General features: G+C 71.7%; 15 protein-coding genes and 2 pseudogenes. 10 read left to right on the top strand and 7 right to left on the bottom strand.

From position 1 onward, the window contains the following. The first annotated feature begins 21 nt into the window (after window positions 1–21). The 4 genes from OG595_RS31190 to OG595_RS31205 are packed head-to-tail and all read left to right on the top strand — an operon-like array spanning window position 22 to window position 4360. Window positions 22–465, top strand: coding sequence for a GPW/gp25 family protein (locus OG595_RS31190; RefSeq protein ID WP_329277762.1), 444 nt, complete (start codon window positions 22–24; stop codon window positions 463–465). A 6-nt stretch (window positions 466–471) separates the two neighbouring features. After that, window positions 472–2433: a putative baseplate assembly protein gene (locus tag OG595_RS31195; RefSeq protein WP_329277764.1), complete on the top strand. Its 1962-nt coding sequence runs from the start codon at window positions 472–474 to the stop codon at window positions 2431–2433. Continuing rightward, window positions 2430–2987: a phage tail protein gene (locus tag OG595_RS31200; RefSeq protein ID WP_329277766.1), complete on the top strand. Its 558-nt coding sequence runs from the start codon at window positions 2430–2432 to the stop codon at window positions 2985–2987. The genes OG595_RS31195 and OG595_RS31200 overlap by 4 nt, the downstream gene beginning before the upstream one ends. After that, complete coding sequence (locus tag OG595_RS31205; RefSeq protein ID WP_329277768.1) at window positions 2984–4360, top strand: NADase-type glycan-binding domain-containing protein; 1377 nt, start codon at window positions 2984–2986, stop codon at window positions 4358–4360. Before OG595_RS31200 ends, OG595_RS31205 begins: the two co-directional genes overlap by 4 nt. A gap of 78 nt (window positions 4361–4438) precedes the next feature. Here the strand turns inward: OG595_RS31205 and OG595_RS31210 are convergent, their stop codons facing one another. Next, window positions 4439–4762 carry a MazG-like family protein gene (locus OG595_RS31210; protein WP_329277770.1) on the bottom strand — a complete coding sequence of 108 codons (324 nt, stop codon included), beginning with the start codon at window positions 4760–4762 and terminating at the stop codon, window positions 4439–4441. A 113-nt stretch (window positions 4763–4875) separates the two neighbouring features. Further along, window positions 4876–5430 (bottom strand): DoxX family membrane protein, encoded by a 555-nt coding sequence (locus tag OG595_RS31215; RefSeq protein ID WP_329277772.1) that lies wholly within the window; start codon window positions 5428–5430, stop codon window positions 4876–4878. Window positions 5431–5531: 101 nt separating this feature from the next. Here OG595_RS31215 and OG595_RS31220 point away from each other — a divergent pair, with 101 nt between their 5' ends. Further along, window positions 5532–5855, top strand: a complete 324-nt coding sequence (locus tag OG595_RS31220; protein ID WP_329277775.1) for a nuclear transport factor 2 family protein — start codon at window positions 5532–5534, stop codon at window positions 5853–5855. 67 nt (window positions 5856–5922) lie between these two features. Further along, a pseudogene (locus OG595_RS31225) lies at window positions 5923–6132 on the top strand (aldo/keto reductase); the annotation flags it as partial. Between the two features lie 188 nt (window positions 6133–6320). On the opposite strand, the gene OG595_RS31230 reads toward OG595_RS31225, so the two are convergent. The 4 genes from OG595_RS31230 to OG595_RS31245 form a co-directional block, all read right to left on the bottom strand. Further along, the gene (locus OG595_RS31230; protein WP_329277777.1) at window positions 6321–7010 is read right to left on the bottom strand and encodes an ABC transporter ATP-binding protein; all 690 of its coding nucleotides are present in this window, start codon (window positions 7008–7010) and stop codon (window positions 6321–6323) included. 136 nt (window positions 7011–7146) lie between these two features. After that, window positions 7147–8628, bottom strand: a complete 1482-nt coding sequence (locus tag OG595_RS31235) for an ABC transporter permease (protein ID WP_329277779.1) — start codon at window positions 8626–8628, stop codon at window positions 7147–7149. Window positions 8629–9097: 469 nt separating this feature from the next. Then, the gene (locus tag OG595_RS31240) at window positions 9098–9874 is read right to left on the bottom strand and encodes an SDR family oxidoreductase (protein ID WP_329277781.1); all 777 of its coding nucleotides are present in this window, start codon (window positions 9872–9874) and stop codon (window positions 9098–9100) included. Further along, window positions 9871–10875: a Gfo/Idh/MocA family protein gene (locus OG595_RS31245; protein ID WP_329277783.1), complete on the bottom strand. Its 1005-nt coding sequence runs from the start codon at window positions 10873–10875 to the stop codon at window positions 9871–9873. Before OG595_RS31245 ends, OG595_RS31240 begins: the two co-directional genes overlap by 4 nt. Window positions 10876–10991: 116 nt before the next feature. Between OG595_RS31245 and OG595_RS31250 the strand changes: the two genes are divergently transcribed. Further along, the gene (locus OG595_RS31250; RefSeq protein WP_329277785.1) at window positions 10992–12383 is read left to right on the top strand and encodes a multidrug effflux MFS transporter; all 1392 of its coding nucleotides are present in this window, start codon (window positions 10992–10994) and stop codon (window positions 12381–12383) included. After that, on the top strand, window positions 12335–13522 hold the full coding sequence (locus OG595_RS31255; RefSeq protein WP_329277787.1) for a serine hydrolase domain-containing protein: 1188 nt from the start codon (window positions 12335–12337) through the stop codon (window positions 13520–13522). The genes OG595_RS31250 and OG595_RS31255 overlap by 49 nt, the downstream gene beginning before the upstream one ends. Window positions 13523–13543: 21 nt before the next feature. On the opposite strand, the gene OG595_RS31260 is transcribed toward OG595_RS31255, so the two are convergent. Continuing rightward, complete coding sequence (locus OG595_RS31260; protein WP_329277789.1) at window positions 13544–14275, bottom strand: class I SAM-dependent methyltransferase; 732 nt, start codon at window positions 14273–14275, stop codon at window positions 13544–13546. A gap of 238 nt (window positions 14276–14513) precedes the next feature. On the opposite strand from OG595_RS31260, the gene OG595_RS31265 reads away from it, so the two are divergent. Further along, window positions 14514–15509 carry a small ribosomal subunit Rsm22 family protein gene (locus OG595_RS31265; RefSeq protein ID WP_329277791.1) on the top strand — a complete coding sequence of 332 codons (996 nt, stop codon included), beginning with the start codon at window positions 14514–14516 and terminating at the stop codon, window positions 15507–15509. A gap of 325 nt (window positions 15510–15834) precedes the next feature. Further along, a pseudogene (locus tag OG595_RS31270) lies at window positions 15835–16053 on the top strand (DUF397 domain-containing protein); the annotation flags it as partial.

The raw sequence follows: 16053 nt of genomic DNA on the forward strand, positions 1-16053 counted from the left end.
AGAAGGCAGGTGGGTCTGAGGATGGCCGAGCAGTTCGTCGGTTCCGGGTGGGCGTTCCCGCTGCGCATCGGGCCCACCGGGGGCATCGCCCTCGTCAGCGGGGAACGGGAGGTCGAGGAGGCCATCCGGCTCGTCCTCGCCACCGCGCCCGGGGAACGGCCGATGCGGCCCGAGTTCGGCTGCGCCATCCATGACATGGTCTTCGCGCCGGTCAACGAGGCCACCGCCGGGCGCATCCAGCACGAGGTGTACACCAGCCTCGACCGCTGGGAGCCGCGCATCGAGGTCGACGACGTCGAGGTCACCGCCGGTGCCGAACAGGGCGTGCTGTTCATCGACGTCCGCTACTCGATCCGCGGCACCAACAACCCGCGCAGTCTCGTCTTCCCCTTCTACGTCATCCCCTCCCACGAGGAACCCGACGCGTCCGGCGATGCGGGCAACTCCCCTGAAAGCGACCGCTGATCACCGATGGCTCTGCCTTCCCCGAACCTTGACGACCGCCGCTTCCAGCAGTTCGTCGACGACGCCAAGCGTTACATCCAGCAGCGCGCCCCGGAGTGGACCGACCACAACGTCTCCGACCCCGGCGTCACCCTCGTGGAGACGGTCGCGCACATGGCGGACCAGATCGTCTACCGCCTCAACCGCGTCCCGGAGAAGAACCACCTCGCCTTCCTCGACCTCGTCGGCATCACCCTCTTCCCGCCCTCGGCGGCCCGCACGGACGTGACGTTCTGGCTGTCGGCACCGCAGGAGGAGACCGTGCTGCTGCCGCCGGGGACCGAGGCGGCCACCCTCCGCACCGAGAGCGAGGAGGCCGTCGTCTTCGCCACGGAACGCGAACTCGCTGTAGTGCCCTGCGAGTTGGGGCACCTTGTCGTGCAGGGCAACGGTGTGCCCGTCGCCGACCGTACCGCCGACCTCACCGAGGGCAAGGACGTGCTGTGCTTCACCGAGGCCCCGAGCCCCGGCGACTGCATGCTGTTCGGGCTGACCGCGGCCGTACCGCACTGCGCGGTCGCCCTCGACCTCGACAGCCGGGTCGACGGCGTCGGCGTGGACCCGCGGCAGCCGCCGCTGCTCTGGGAGGCGTGGACCGAGGACGGCTGGGCGGCCTGCGAGGTCGACCGGGACGGCACCGGCGGCCTCAACCGGCCCGGCGAGGTCGTCCTGCACGTCCCCGGCGGCCACACCCTCTCCCGCACCGGCGGCCGGGAGGCCGGCTGGTTGCGCTGCCGGGTCACCGAACCCCTCAACAACCAGCCCTTCTACACCACTTCACCGACCATCCGGTCCGCCGAGGCGTTCACGATGGGCGGCACCACCCGCGCCGTCCACGCGGAAACCGTGTACGACGAGGCACTCGGCGAGTCCACCGGCCTGCCCGGGCAACGGCTGCGCCTGGCCAACGCGCCCGTCGTCGGCGACGACCCGCCCCTGCTCCTCCAGTCCGCCGCCGGCCCCGAGGGCTGGACGGACTGGCAGGTCGTCCCGCACTTCTCCGCCTCCGCCGCCGACGACCGCCACCTCACCCTCGACGCCGCGACCGGCGAGATCGCCTTCGGCCCCGCCGTCCGCGAACCCGACGGCACCCTGCGCCAGTACGGAGCCGTCCCGCCCAAGGGCGCGGTCCTGCGCGCCCGCCGCTACCGCACCGGCGGGGGCAGGGCCGGCAACGTCGCCCGGGGTGCCGTACAGGTGCTGCGCAGCTCGATCCCGTACGTCTCCGAGGTCGTCAACCGGGAGGCCGCGCGCGGCGGGGTCGACGGCGAGACCGTCGAGGAGGCGAAGGTCCGGGCACCGATCACCCTGCGCGCCCAGGAACGCGCGGTCACCCTCCGGGACTACGAGGAGCTGGCGCGCCGTGCCGCCCCCGAGACCGCCCGGATCACCTGCCTGGAAGGCGACGAGGGGGAGCACGGGTCGTACGCCGTACGGGTGCTGGTCGTGCCGCAAGCCGTTCCCGACCCGGGCGGTCGGCTTCGCTTCGAGCAACTCGTCCCCGGTGACGCCCTGTTGCAGCGCATCACCCGCCATCTCGACGAACGCCGGCTGATCGGGACGCGGTTGGCGGTGGGACCGCCCTTCTACCAGGGCGTCACGGTGGTCGCCACCGTGCACGCCTTCCGGGGCGTCGACACGGACCGGGTACGCCGGAAGGCGCACGACGCCCTCTACCGCCACCTCGATCCGCTCACCGGCGGCACCGACGGCAAGGGCTGGCCCTTCGGACGACCCGTGCAGTCCGGCGAGGTCTTCGCGGTCCTGCAACGCGTACCCGGCGTCGAACTGGTCGACGAGGTGCAACTGCATCCGGCCGACCCGCTCACCGGCAAACGCGGCGAGGCGACGAACCGTATCGATCTCGCTCCGCCGTCCCTGGTCTTCTCCTTCGACCACCGGGTGCGTGTGATCGGGGACGGCTCATGAGAGGTTCCATCGACGGACTCGGCTCCTCCGCGCCCATCGGCGCGATGCTCCCGGCGGTCTTCGCCGACGACGACCTGGCCCAGCGCTTCGTCGCGGGACTCGACGACGTCGTGGCCCCCATCCTCAACGCACTCGACTGCCTGGACTCCTACTTCACCCCGTCCCTGGCCCCCCTCGACTTCGCCACCTGGCTCGGCAGCTGGGTCGGCGCCGAGACCGACGGCACCGAACCCGAGGACCGGCTGCGCGCCGCCGTCGCCGCCGCCGCGTATCTGCACCGGGTACGGGGCACCCGGCGAGGACTGTCCGAGGCCGTACGGCTCGCCTTCGGGGTGACCCCCGAGATCAGCGAGAGCGGCGGCGCCGACTGGCACGCCAGGCCCCTCGGACCGGTCCCCGGCGACCGCCGACCCCATCTGCACGTCCATCTGCGGCTGCCCGACCCGACAGCCGCGGACGAACACCGGCTGGACAGCCTCGTGGCCGCAGCCCGCCCCGCCCACATGCCCTACACGGTCAAGGTGACCGCCGCCGAAAGGACCCCGGAAAGATGACCAGCCAGAGCTGCGCCGAATGCGGAACACGGGCGGAGCCCGGCCAGTCCTTCTGCGACGCCTGTGGGGCGGTGCTGAGCTGGTCGGACCGCGAGGAGCGGGCGGAACGGACGGCCTCCGCCAGGGGTGCGGGTGCCGCCGAACCCGTGTCCGTTCCGGCGGGGGAGCCCGCCCTGGCGGCGGGTGCGCGCGAGGAGCCGAGGCCCGCCGGCGGGCCGTCGGGCAGCGCCGACGCTCCCGCTCCCGGCTGGGACGCGTTCTCCCGCTCGGGCCCCGGCGGCACCGTGGTGCCGAGCACCGCCCTGGCCCGGCTGGACGAACACATCCCGTCGGCTCCGTCCGCTCCCGAACCATCGGCGCCCGCCATCCCCGCAACAGCCCAGGACGCCGACGCCGACACCCTGCCCCAGCCCGCGGTACCCCCCGGGGAGAGCAGCACCACGGCCCCCGCTCCCGCCCCCACGCCGGACGACAGCGCGGCCCGCGCCAGGTCCCTCCTCGTACCGGTCTCCGACCCCGGACCCCGGACCGCCCCGGAGCCGTCCGTCGCACCGGTGCTGCCCGGCCGCCCGGTCGCCGACCGCCCGCAGGTCCGGACCCCGGGCCGGGAACCCGGCGTACAGGGCGGCCTTCCGTGCCCCTGGTGCGCCACCCCGAACATGCCCGACCGGCACTTCTGCGGACGCTGCGCCATGCCACTGTCCGGCCACAGCCACGACGAGCCCGGCCGACGGCCGTGGTGGCGCCGTCTGCTGAACCCGGGGGGCGGTGAGACCCCGTGGGCGGGGGACCGTCCGCGACTGCGCAGGGGCTTCGGCCGCGTCATGAACTGGGTGGTCGGCGCGCTGGTGCTGACCCTCCTGATCGTGGCGGTCATGAACACCGACGACGCCGTGAACGGCATCCGCGACCACTTCGCCAAGCGGGCCCCGGCCGACCCCGACAAGGTCATCGCGTCCCGCTCCTACCCGGGCCACAAGCCCGAACTGGCCTTCGACAAGCGGAGCAACACCTGGTGGGGCCCCGGCGTCACCGAGTCCGGCGCGGGCCAGTGGATCGAGGCCCGCTTCGCCGAGCCCACCCGTCTGCTGGACGTCATCATCACCCCCGGTGTCTCCTCCCGCCCCGAGACGATCGCCGAGTCGGCGCTCCCGAAGCGCGTCGAGGCCCAGATCACCACCGCGGACGGCAAGAAGACGACCCGTTTCCTCACGCTCGACCAGGGCTCGGGCGGCCAGCGCCGGGCCTTCCGCGTCGGCTCCGTCACCGCCGTACGCTTCGTCATCCGCTCGGCACACGCGGCGTCCGGCGACAAGCAGGTGGCCATCGCCGAGATCGAGTTCTTCGGGCGCTCGAACGCGAGCGCTTCGTAAGGCTCACGGGTCTCAGCCGCGACGCTCTCTTTGCGGGACCTCTTGCCTGTGGGACCCCCGTGCCCACGGGGTCCTTGCCTACCGGGGGCCCAGCGAGCGCTCCCTGACCCCTGCCAGATGGGTGGTGAACACCTCTCCGGCGTCCGGGGCCAGGGTGCGCAGGGCCACCATCGCCGTGATGACGACGTCGCACAGTTCCGACCGGACGTCGTCCCACGTGTGGCTCGCGCCCTTGCGCGGGTTCTGGCCGGTCGCGCCGATCACCGCCTGGGCGACCTCGCCGACCTCCTCGGTCAGCTTCAGCATGCGCAGGAGGAGGGACTCGCGGTCGGGGTGAGTCCGGTTGGCGTCGAGCCAGGTCCAGAGGTCGTCGATCACTGCCCAGACGTCGTCATCAGCCATGGGAGAAGCCTCCCACGCGACCCCGGCACCCCGACCCGACAGCCCGGATCCGTCTGCGCCGCCACGCCCCTCGACGCCGCTGTTCCGCTGTGTCGCTGTTCCTCGGTAGTCCGCTATTCCTCGAACAGCGCGTCCTGCGTGCCCTGTTGACGCTCCCGCACCCGCCGGTTCCGCGCCCCCACGATCACCGCCGTGACCGCGGCCGTCGCGGCGAGGGCCGTCGGGACCATCCAGCCGCGGTCGAGTACGTGGCCCAGCGCGTGGTCCAGGGAGAGCCGGCCGGGGCCCGTCACCGCGAGGCCCGCGGCGGCGAGGCCCAGGGTCGCGGCGTACTCGTAGCCGCCGTCCGCGCTGAAGAACCCGTTGGGCGCGTGCACGGCGGTGGCGCCGGCCATCGCGCCCGCCGCCGCCGCGCCGGCCGCCGGAGTCGCCAGGCCCAGTGCGAGCAGTGCACCGCCGCCCGTCTCCGCGAGGCCCGCTGCCGTGGCACTGGCCTTCCCCGGTGCGTAGCCGACGGACTCCATGAAGGCACCGGTGCCTTCGAGGCCGTGCCCGCCGAACCACCCGAACAGCTTCTGCGCGCCGTGCGCCGCCAGCACCCCGCCCGTTCCCAGGCGGAGCAGCAGCAGCCCCAGATCACGCCGGTCGTACCGGTCGTCACAGGTCATGTCTCCACCGTCGCACCGATCGCCCCGCCCGCACCCGGCGGCGGTGTCCGTGCCTGCCGTTCGGGTGGCGGGTGCCCGGGGGCGGTGCCAGTCTGTCCGGCATGACGATTCAGACCGCCAAGCTCAGCGACCCGGCCGTCCGGGCCTTCGTCAACGCCGTGAACGCACACGACCGCGAGGCCTTCCGGGCCGTCCTGGCACCCGGCGCGACCATGTCCGACGACGGCTCGGACCGTGACCTCGCCGACTGGACCGAGCGCGAGATCTTCTCCTCCCACGGGCACATGGAGGTCGACAACGAGTCGCGGGGAGGCCGTGTTCTCGTCGCCAACTACAGCAACGACACCTGGGGCGAGATGCGCACCAAGTGGAGCTTCACCGTCGACGACGGCCGCATCCTGCGCTTCGAGACCGGCCAGGCCTGACGGCCGCGGGAGCCGTCGGCAGCTCCCCTTGCGCTGACGTGTGCTCCAACTCCTGGTGTCCTGCCCCATGGAGACGACGGACCACCCGGACGACACGGACGGCACAGGCACCACCCGGGCCTTCGCGAACCGGACCCTGGGCCGCAGCGGCATCGAGGTCAGTCCCCTCGGCTTCGGCTGCTGGGCCATCGGCGGAGAGTGGGGAGCCCCGGACGGACAGCCCCTCGGCTGGGGCGGGGTCGACGACGACGAGTCCGTACGGGCGGTCCGGCGCAGCCCCCGCACCGTCCCCATCCCCGGCTTCCGGTCCGTCGCGCAGGCCGGGGAGAACGCCGACGCGATCGCGAAAGGGCCGCTCACCGCAGGGCGGTTGGCCGAGATCGGCCAACTGCTCGGGCGGTGAACGGCCCTCCGGACCGGCGTGTGCCGGCCGATCGGCTGATCGGCCGATCAGCGATCAGGCGATCAACTGACGTACTGGTCCTGGTCCGTGACCGTCAGCTGACCCGCCTTGATGGTCGCCACCCGGGGTGCCCGACGGGCGATCGACGAGTCGTGGGTGACCAGGATGAAGGTCAGCCCGTGCTCGCGCCACAGCCCTTCGAGCAGCGCCATGATGTCGTCGCGTGTGCCCTCGTCGAGGTTGCCGGTGGGCTCGTCCGCGAGCAGTACCTTCGGCTTCTTCACCAGGGCGCGGGCGATGGCGACCCGCTGCTGCTGACCGCCGGACAGCTCGGTCGGGACGTGCGACAGCCGCTCGCCGAGGCCCACCGAGCGCAGCGCCTCGGCCGCCCGCTCGCGCCGCTCGGCGGGCTTCACGCCGAGCGGTACGAGGGCCGTCTCGACGTTCTCCTGCGCGGTCAGCGTCGGGATGAGGTTGAACGCCTGGAAGATGATGCCGATCTTCTCGGCGCGCAGCCGGGTCAGCTTCGCCTCGCTGATGGCGCCGAGATCGACACCGTCCAGCTCGACGCTGCCCTCGGTCGGCCGGTCCAGGCCGCCGATCATCTGAAGGAGGGTGGACTTGCCGCCGCCGGTGGGACCCTGGATGACGAGCTGGTCGCCGTCCTCGATGACGAGGTCGATGCCGCGCAGCGCCTCCACCGTCTCCTTGCCCCGCGTGTATCTCTTGCTGACACCGGTGAGCTTGTACATGAACGACTCCGTGACGTACGGGAATTGGGGCAGGGGGAGGGGGAACTGAGACAACCGGGGAACCGAGGAACCGGGGAACCGGGGAACCGAGGAACCGGGGAACCGGGGAACCGAGGAACCGCTGAACTCGGCAGGGCTACGACACGCTGCGCAGCGCGTCCGCGGGCCGCATCCGTGAGGCCCGCCAGCCGCCCATCGCCCCGGCGATCAGACCGCCGGTGATGGCGAGGCCCGCCGCGAGCGCGATGGTGGTGAGGGAGACGGGCGCCGACAGCGCGATCTCCATCGTGTTGGCCGCCGACTGCTGACCCGGGCCGCCACCGCCGGGGCCGCCACCGCCGCCGGGGCCACCGCCGGTGTTGCCGAGCTGCGCGGTCAGCTTGGGGCTGTAGGTGGTCACCGCGTACGCCGCCGCCAGGCCGAGGCCGATGCCGAGCGCGCCGCCGAGCAGACCGTTCACGATGGACTCGCCGACGACCTGCCGGGTCACCTTGCGCGAGGGCCAGCCCAGCGCCTTCAGCGTGCCGAACTCCCGCACCCGCCGGGACACGGCCGAGGAGGTGAGCAGCGCGGCCACCAGGAACGCCGCCGCGAGCACCGCGATGGACAGCCACTTGCCGACGCTGGTCGCGAGGTTCGAGGCCGTGGAGAGGGAACCGGAGACGGTCTCCGCGAGGTCGGCGGAGGTCGTGACGGTCGTACCCGAGATGTTCTTCTGGATCGTCGCCTTGACGGTCTCGATCTGCTTCGAGTCGGTCGCCTGGACGTAGATCGTGGAGACCAGGTTCGCGGAGTCGCCGAGTGTCTGCGCCTGCTTGAGCGGCAGGTACACGTCGGTCGTGGTCTCGCTGCTCTCGGGCGTGGCGATGCCGATGACCGTGTACTTCGTACCGGAGATCGTGAGGGTCTTGCCGACCGTGTACTTGTTCTCCTTGGCGTACGACTTGCTGAGCACCGCGACCTTCGCGTTGGCCTGCGCCGTCGTGAACGTCTTGCCGCTGGTGATCGTCGTGGTGGCGAGCGGGCCGAGCTCCTGGTTCGTCACGTCGACGCCCATGACGGAGTACGAGTTGACGTCGAACGAGGCGCCGCCGCCCTGGATCTCGGGCGGGGCGGTGCTGCCGGTGTTGCCGCCCTGGCCGCCGCCGGGACCGCCCTGGCCGGAGGACGAGGAGGACGACGAGGTGTCGGTCTTCGCCTTGCCCTGGGTGAAGGAGCCGTCGACCTTGGTGACGTTGAGGCTCAGCGCGCCGACCGCCGTCGCCACGCCCTTCTGGGCGGCGACCTTGGTGACCAGCGCCGACTTCAGGGTCTGGCCGCCCTGGGTCGTCACGCGGTCGCTGCTCTGGGTCTCGGTCGAGTCGTTCGAGCTGGCGTCGAAGTCGAAGCTCGGCCGGCCCGACTGGTTGCCGGTGGGGGCCGATCTGGCCTTGGTGACGGTCATGTCGGTGCCGAGGCCGTACAGCGACTGCAGGACCTTCTCCTGTGCCTGCTGCATGCCGGCCGACACCGAGCTGACGGTGATGACCAGCGCGATACCGAGCGCCAGACCCATGGCGATGACCAGAGCGGCCTTCTTGCGCCGGCTCAGCTCACGCTTGAGATAGATGCCAAACATCCCGTTCCTCAAAGGTTCATGGGCGCCCAGCTGCGGACGGCGCCCACTGTGGGCGCTGCCACAAGCTAGGGAGGAACCTTTGTGGGGAACTGGGTAAACGATGTGCGGGGGCTGAGAAAGCGGGACCGAAACAATCACGAACAATTAAGGCGCGTCGCCTGGCTGTTGGTGCGGCCCGTGGTGCTCGGGTGCCGGAGTGCACGACAGCCGCTCCATGACCCGGTGCGTACCTCGCGGTCCCACGCGAGGTCCACCCCCACCCGGATACGCCGTGGAGCGGCTGTCGCCTTCCCCCCCTCGGCATGGTCCGTTGTGTGCTACCGGAACCTCAGAGCGTCAAGTGTGAAGCTCTGATGGAGAAGGCGTGTTGAGCATATGCCTGCGACCGGGCCGAACGCTACGGAGCAATCAATTCCGCTTGTGCAGGTTGAGTCTTCGAATACCTGCGCGAAGCCGCCCCGGTTCCGCCTCAGCCGCGCCCCACATAGGGCATCGCGGTCGCCAGAACCGTCGCGAACTGCACATTCGCCTCCAACGGCAGCTCCGCCATGTGCCGCACGGTGCGGGCCACGTCCGCCACGTCCATGACGGGCTCCGGCGCCATCTCCCCGTTCGCCTGAAGGGCCCCCGTCCGCATACGCGCCGTCATGTCCGTCGCCGCGTTCCCGATGTCGATCTGGGAGACCGCGATCCGGTACGGCCGCCCGTCCAGCGCCAGCGCCTTCGTCAGCCCCGTCAGCGCGTGCTTTGTCGCGGTGTACGGCGCCGAGTTCGGCCGGGGCGTGTGCGCGGAGACCGACCCGTTGTTGATGATCCGGCCGCCCTGCGGATCCTGCTCCTTCATCTGCCGGTACGCCGCCTGCGCGCACAGGAACGCCCCGTTGAGGTTGGTGTCCACGACGTGCCGCCACGCCTCGTACTCCAGGTCCTCCACCGCCACCCCGCCGGGACCGAACGTCCCCGCGTTGTTGAACAGCAGGTCGAGCCGCCCGAACCGCTCGCGCACGGCCGCGAACAGGGCGGCCACGTCGTCGGGTTGGGCCACATCGGCGCGTACGACGAGACAGTCGCTCCCGGGAGTTCCCTCGCGCGTGCCCCCGGATGCGAGCGCCGCCGTCTCCTCCAGTCGTTCGGTACGCCGGCCCGTGAGCGCCACCGACCAGCCCGCGCCGAGCAGTTCGAGGGCGACCGCCCGCCCGATACCGGAACCGGCGCCGGTCACGACCGCGATCCTCCCGTCGCTCACGCGCGGGCCTCGGCGGGGTAGCGGACGCCGATCTGCTCCCGGATGGTGTCCATCGTGCGCATCACGGCGAGGGTGCCGTCGAGCGGGACGAGCGGGGACTCGGTCTCGCCGGCCCGCAGGGCGCGCATCACCTCGGTGGCCTCGTGCCGGAAGCTGTTGCGGGCGCCGTGGTCCGGGGCGGCGACGAACTCCTCGGGGTCCCGGCCGTCGCGGTGCAGTACGAACCGGTCCGCGAAGAAGAACCCGTCGGGTACGTCGATCCGGCCCTTGGAGCCGGTCACCGACGCGCTGATGGGCGTACCGCCGACGATGGAGCAGTGCACCGAGGCGAGAGCGCCGCTCTCCCAGGAGAGCAGTGCCCCCGTCTGGAGATCGACGTTCTCCTCGGAGAGCACTGCTCTCGCCGAGATGCCGTCGGGCTCCCCGAGCAGCAGGTGCGCGAACGACACCGGGTAGACGCCCAGGTCGAGCAGCGCCCCGCCGCCCTGCGCCGGGTCACGCAGCCGGTGCGAGGGCGGGAAGGGCCCCTCAAGCCCGAAGTCGGCCTGAACGGTCCGTACCTCCCCGATCGCACCGTCGTCGACCAGCGCCTTCAGCCGCCGCACGACCGGGTTGCAGTAGGTCCACATGCCCTCCATCAGGAAGGCCCCGTGCTCCTTCGCCAGCGCGACGAGCTCCTCGGCCTCCCGCACGTTCAGCGTGAACGCCTTCTCGCACAGCACGTTCCGCCCGGCCTCCAGGCACAGACCCGCGGCGGCCCGGTGCGCCGAGTGCGGAGTGGCGACGTACACCACGTCCACGTCGGCGTCCTCGGCCAGCGACGCCCAGTCGCCGTAGGCCCGGGGGATGCCGAACCGTTCCGCGAACGCCTTCGCGGAGGCCTCGCTCCGCGAGGCGACGGCGACGAGCTCCGCGTCCGGCAGATCCACCAGATCCGCCGCCATCGCCGCCGCGATACCTCCCGTGGCCAGAATTCCCCACCGCACGCGCTCAGCCGACATGCCAGCCCCTAGTCCCGTGACCTTTGTTACCTCGAACACCCTGTACGAACGGAATGTACGAACCGCCTGTACGAGCTGAGAGCATAGGTGGCGGATTACTCGAAAAGGGAGGGCGTATGCCCGAGCGTGGCCAAACCACGCGGGACGGGAAGCGTCCCCGGACGGAGACAGCGGCGGAGACAGCAACAGAGACAACGGCAGCGGCAGCGGCAACAGAGACGGGGGCAGCGGCAGAGACAGAGACGGAGACAGGGGTACGGAAAGAAGTACCCGGCTCCGCCCGCTCGCTGCGCCGCACCGGTCTGCTCGTCACCTTCGTCCTCGGTGGGCTGACGGCGACGCCCCCGCTGGCGATGGACATGTACCTCCCGTCCCTCCCCGAGGTGACGACCTCCCTGCACGCGCCCGCCGCGAGCGTCCAGCTGACCCTGACCGCCTGTCTGGCGGGCATGGCTCTCGGGCAGCTCCTGATCGGCCCGATGAGCGACCGCTGGGGCCGCAGGCGCCCCCTCCTGGCGGGCCTGGCGGTGTACGTCGTGGCCACCGTCCTGTGCGGCCTCGCGCCCAGCCTGGAGTTCCTGGTCGCCTTCCGGCTGGTCCAGGGGCTGGCGGGCTCGGCCGGGATAGTCATCGCCAGGGCGGTCGTACGGGACCTGTACGACGGCGTGGCCATGGCCCGCTTCTTCTCCACCCTCATGCTGATCTCGGGGGTCGCCCCGATCATCGCGCCGCTCATCGGCGGCCAGATCCTGCGCGTGACGGACTGGCGGGGCGTGTTCGCCGTCCTCACGGTGGTGGGGATCGTCCTCGCCGTGCTGGTCTGGTTCCGCCTCCCCGAGACCCTCGACCCGGCCGACCGCCACGGCGGCGGAGTCGGCGAGGCGCTGCACTCCATGCGTGTCCTCCTCGCGGACCGGGTCTTCACCGGGTACGTCCTCGCGGGCGGCTTCGCCTTCGCCGCCCTGTTCGCGTACATCGCCGCGTCCCCCTTCGTGATCCAGGAGATCTACGGCGCCTCCCCGCAGACGTTCAGCCTGCTGTTCGGCGTCAACTCGGTCGGGCTGGTGATCGTCGGCCAGATCAACGGCAAGGTGCTGGTCGGCCGGGTGTCGATGGACAAGGTGCTGGCACTGGGCCTGGCGGTCATCACCCTCGCGGCGACGGCCCTGCTGCTGATGGCGACGGGAGTGTTCGGCGAGGCGGGCCTGTTCCCGGTGGCCGCCGCGCTCTTCGTCCTGATGTCGGCGATGGGCCTGGCGATGCCCAACACCCAGACCCTCGCCCTGATGCGTACGCGCCACTCGGCAGGCGCCGCGTCCGCCCTCCTGGGCACCACCTCCTTCCTGATCGGCGCGGTCGCCTCCCCCCTGGTGGGCATCGCGGGCGAGGACACCGCCGTCCCGATGGCGGTCGTCCAACTGGTGGCCGCACTGGTGTCGGTCGGCTGCTTCGTGGGACTGTGCCGTCCTTGGAACAGACGTACGACCCTGGAGGGGGCGGAGAGCTGAGCGCCGTACCGAGACTGCGCGTCGACACCCCGCAACGGGCCGGCCTCGATCCCGAGGAGATGCGTCACCTCGTACGAGAGGTACGTGCCCTCACGACCGGCGAGCGCCCCTGGGCCCCGGCCGCGGTCGTGATCGTCGGGCGCGGTCCGGTGGTCGCGGTGGAGGCCGCGGCGGGCTGGGCCGTGCGCTACGCGTCGTACGACGAGCGCACGGACACGGGAGTGGAACTCCCGGCGGCGGCACGCGTCCCGGCAACGATGTCGACCCCCTTCGACCTCGCCTCCCTCACGAAGCTGTTCACGGCGGTGACGGCGGTGCAGCAACTGGAGCGCGGCACACTGGACATGGACGCCCGGGTGGCCGCGTACCTGCCGGACTTCACGGCGGCGGCCCAACACGGCATCACCGTACGGCAGTTGCTCACCCACACCTCGGGCCTGCGCCCCGAACTCCCGCTGTACGACTGCCCGGACGACGCGGCCCGCCGAGCGCTGCTACGGGCGGAGGCGCCGTCGTCCCCACCGGGCCACCACCTCTACTCCGACCTGAACATGCTGCTCCTCCAGTACGTCCTGGAGCGCGTCACGGGACGCACCCTGGACGTCCTGATCCACGACGGCATCACCCGCCCCCTCGGCATGACGGCGACCGACTTCGGCCCCTGCCCCGACGCGGCGGCGACCGAGGACCAGCGCAGACCGTGGGCCAAGGCGGAGCGGGGCATGGTGCGGGGCGAGGTCCACGACGAGAACGCGTGGGCGCTGGGCGGAGTCGCGGGCCATGCGGGCCTGTTCTCGACGGCCCACGACCTGGCCGTCTTCTGCCGCTGCCTGCTGGCGGGCGGCGCCTACGGCACGGCCCGCATCCTGGGCCCGGACCACGTCGAACTGCTGCTGACCCCGCCGGGCCTGGGCTTCGCCGTCGACCAGCCCTGGTTCATGGGCGAGCTGGCGGGGAGAGGAGCCGCCGGCCACACCGGCTTCACGGGCACCTCCCTCGTCCTGGACCGGGCCACGGACACCTTCGTCGTACTGCTGACGAACGCGGTCCATCCGAAACGGAGTTGGGGACGCGTGGGGAACGGGCCCCGGGTGAGGGCGGGGGACCGGGTGGCTCGGGCGGTGCGGGGCGGCGGATGAGGCGACCGTCGTGTCGGTCGGTCACCGGGGCGGCCGTCGGGCGAGGAACACGAACTCCCGCCCGGGACGGTCGGGTGCGTCGCGTACGGCGGTCACCTCGTACCCCTGCTCTCGCAACTCCGCCTCGATCTCGGCCCGTTCGCGGAAGCGCAGGGTGGAGTGCGAGGTCAGCGTCGCGCCGTCCTCGGCGAACACGAAGGTCCAACGGAAGCTGACGAGCGGCGGTCTGACGCCGACGAGTTCGACCCAGCTCTCGACGGCGCCGACACCGGGGATCTCCGTCACCCGGTACGAGGACTCACGCTTCCACTGCTCCCAGGCCCGCTGCGACGGGTCCCGGGTCTCGAAGACGAGGTGACCGCCGGGCCGGAGGGCGGCGTGGGCGCCGCGCAGGGTGCGCCGCCAGACGAGTGGATCGGTGATCTCCTGGGCCGCGTTGGCGGTCATCGTCGCGAGGTCCACCTGGAGGGGCGGCAGAGCGGTCGCGTCGCCGTGGATCCAACGGACGCGATCGGCACCGGACTTGGCGCGGGCGACGTCGAGTGACGCCAGGGCCGGGTCGACACCGACCACGTCGATCCCCCGGCGCGCGAGCAGAAGGGCGAAGACACCGGTGCCGCAGCCGATGTCGAGGACGCGGCGGGCCCCGAACTCCGTCGTCATGTCGACATACGCGTCCAGGTCGCCGCGATCGGGGTCGAGCGGGTCGTAGATCGCCGCGAGGCGAGGGTGCTGGAAGCATTCGTCGGGCATGGCGGCGACCGTATCGGGGCCCGGGGTGTGCGAGCCTCCGTATTACGGCCACTGGGGGAGAGCGCGCTGATCTCGGTCCTGACCATCGATCTCGCTCATGGCCACCGATCTCGGTCAGGAGCACCGCTCGCATCCGTGAGCGCTGCTCCTTGGCGTGACCACTGCTCGTATGCGTGAGCGCTGCTCCGCCGCGAGACCACCGCTCTGATGGTCTCCGCCCCGTCTCTAGAATGACCTGGTGAACACCCCTGTCTCCCCAGCCGACGCGCTACGCGCCTCCCTCGCCGGTCTGCTCGGCGGGCTGCCGCCGAAGGCCGCCGCGCAGGCGGTCGAGCGGCTGATCGCCAACTATCGGGGGCGGACCCCGACCGACGCGCCCGTGCTGCGGGACCGGTCCGACGTGGCCGCGTACGCCGCCTACCGGATGCCGGCCACCTTCGAGGCGGTGTGCTCGGCGCTGGACGCCTTCGCCGACGCGGCGTCCGGCTGGGTGCCCGGCAGCCATGTCGACGTCGGGGGCGGGACGGGCGCCGCGACCTGGGCTGTCAACGCCGTGTGGGAGGGCGTCCGGCCCGTCACCGTGCTCGACTGGGCCGAGCCGGCGCTCGCTCTCGGGCGGGAGATCGCCGCCGCCAACCCGGAGTTGAAGGGTGTGGAGTGGCAGCGCTCTCGTATCGGAGCGGCGCTCAAAATCGAGAGCACTGATCTCGTCACCATCTCCTACGTCCTCGGCGAGCTGACCGCCGCCGACCGCACCTCCGTGGTCGACGCGGCGGCCGGTGCCGCTCAGGCCGTGGTCGTCATCGAACCCGGCACCCCCGACGGCTACCTCCGCGTCATCGAGGCCCGCGAGCAGCTCCTGCGGGCCGGCTTCCACATCGCCGCCCCCTGCCCGCACAGCGGGGCCTGCCCGATCGTCCCCGGCGAGGACTGGTGCCACTTCTCCGCCCGGGTCAGCCGTTCCTCCCTCCACCGCAAGGTGAAGGGCGGCTCCCTCCCGTACGAGGACGAGAAGTTCAGCTACGTCGCGGCCACCCGCTTCCCGGTGACCCCGGCGCCCGCCCGGGTCGTGCGCAGGCCGCAGATCCGCAAGGGCCAGGTCCTCCTGGACCTGTGCGAGACGGCCCCCTCGCTCCGCCGGGAAACGGTCACGAAGCGGCACGGCGTTCTCTATCGGGCGGCCCGGGACGCGGACTGGGGGGATGCCTGGCCGCCGGGGGAGGGCGGGAACTAAACCTCGTCGGGGCGATCAAGTGAGCGCTTCGTACCAGATATTGCATGAGCCGGCGGCAAGAGGGTGTGCTCTCGAACCGGTAACTCGTCGCGTGAACGATCGGTCACGCGCGGCGCTAGGGTCTTCCGCCACGACTACGGCGCCCGCGCGTCGGAAGGCACGGCAGGGGCACGATGCCCGTCTCCTTCTCCGTCTCGACCATCGAGTTGACCGACGGCACCACCATCAGCCCGCCCGTCAACGGCATGACCCTGTTCGTCCTTCCCGAATGCGCAGAATGCGCGACCAACGCTGCGGGGTGGTCCTCATGCGGGCAGCGCAGTGCATGAACCGCCCCGGTTCGACCGAATCCCCGCGTTGGTTCACCTCTTGGTACAGCAACAACGGCGCCGCTTGCGTGACCGTCGCCGCAAACCTCGCCGCCTCGCGTGGCATGGTCCCCGTCCGGGACTCCAGGAACCCGAGCGGCCCGGTTCTGGGCTTCCCCGCCGACGCGTTCTCGTCCTGCGTCGAGGGCGTCAAGGCCGGAGAGTTCGGCGCCGTC

Source organism: Streptomyces sp. NBC_01451, from assembly GCF_036227485.1.
Lineage (GTDB): Bacteria > Actinomycetota > Actinomycetes > Streptomycetales > Streptomycetaceae > Streptomyces.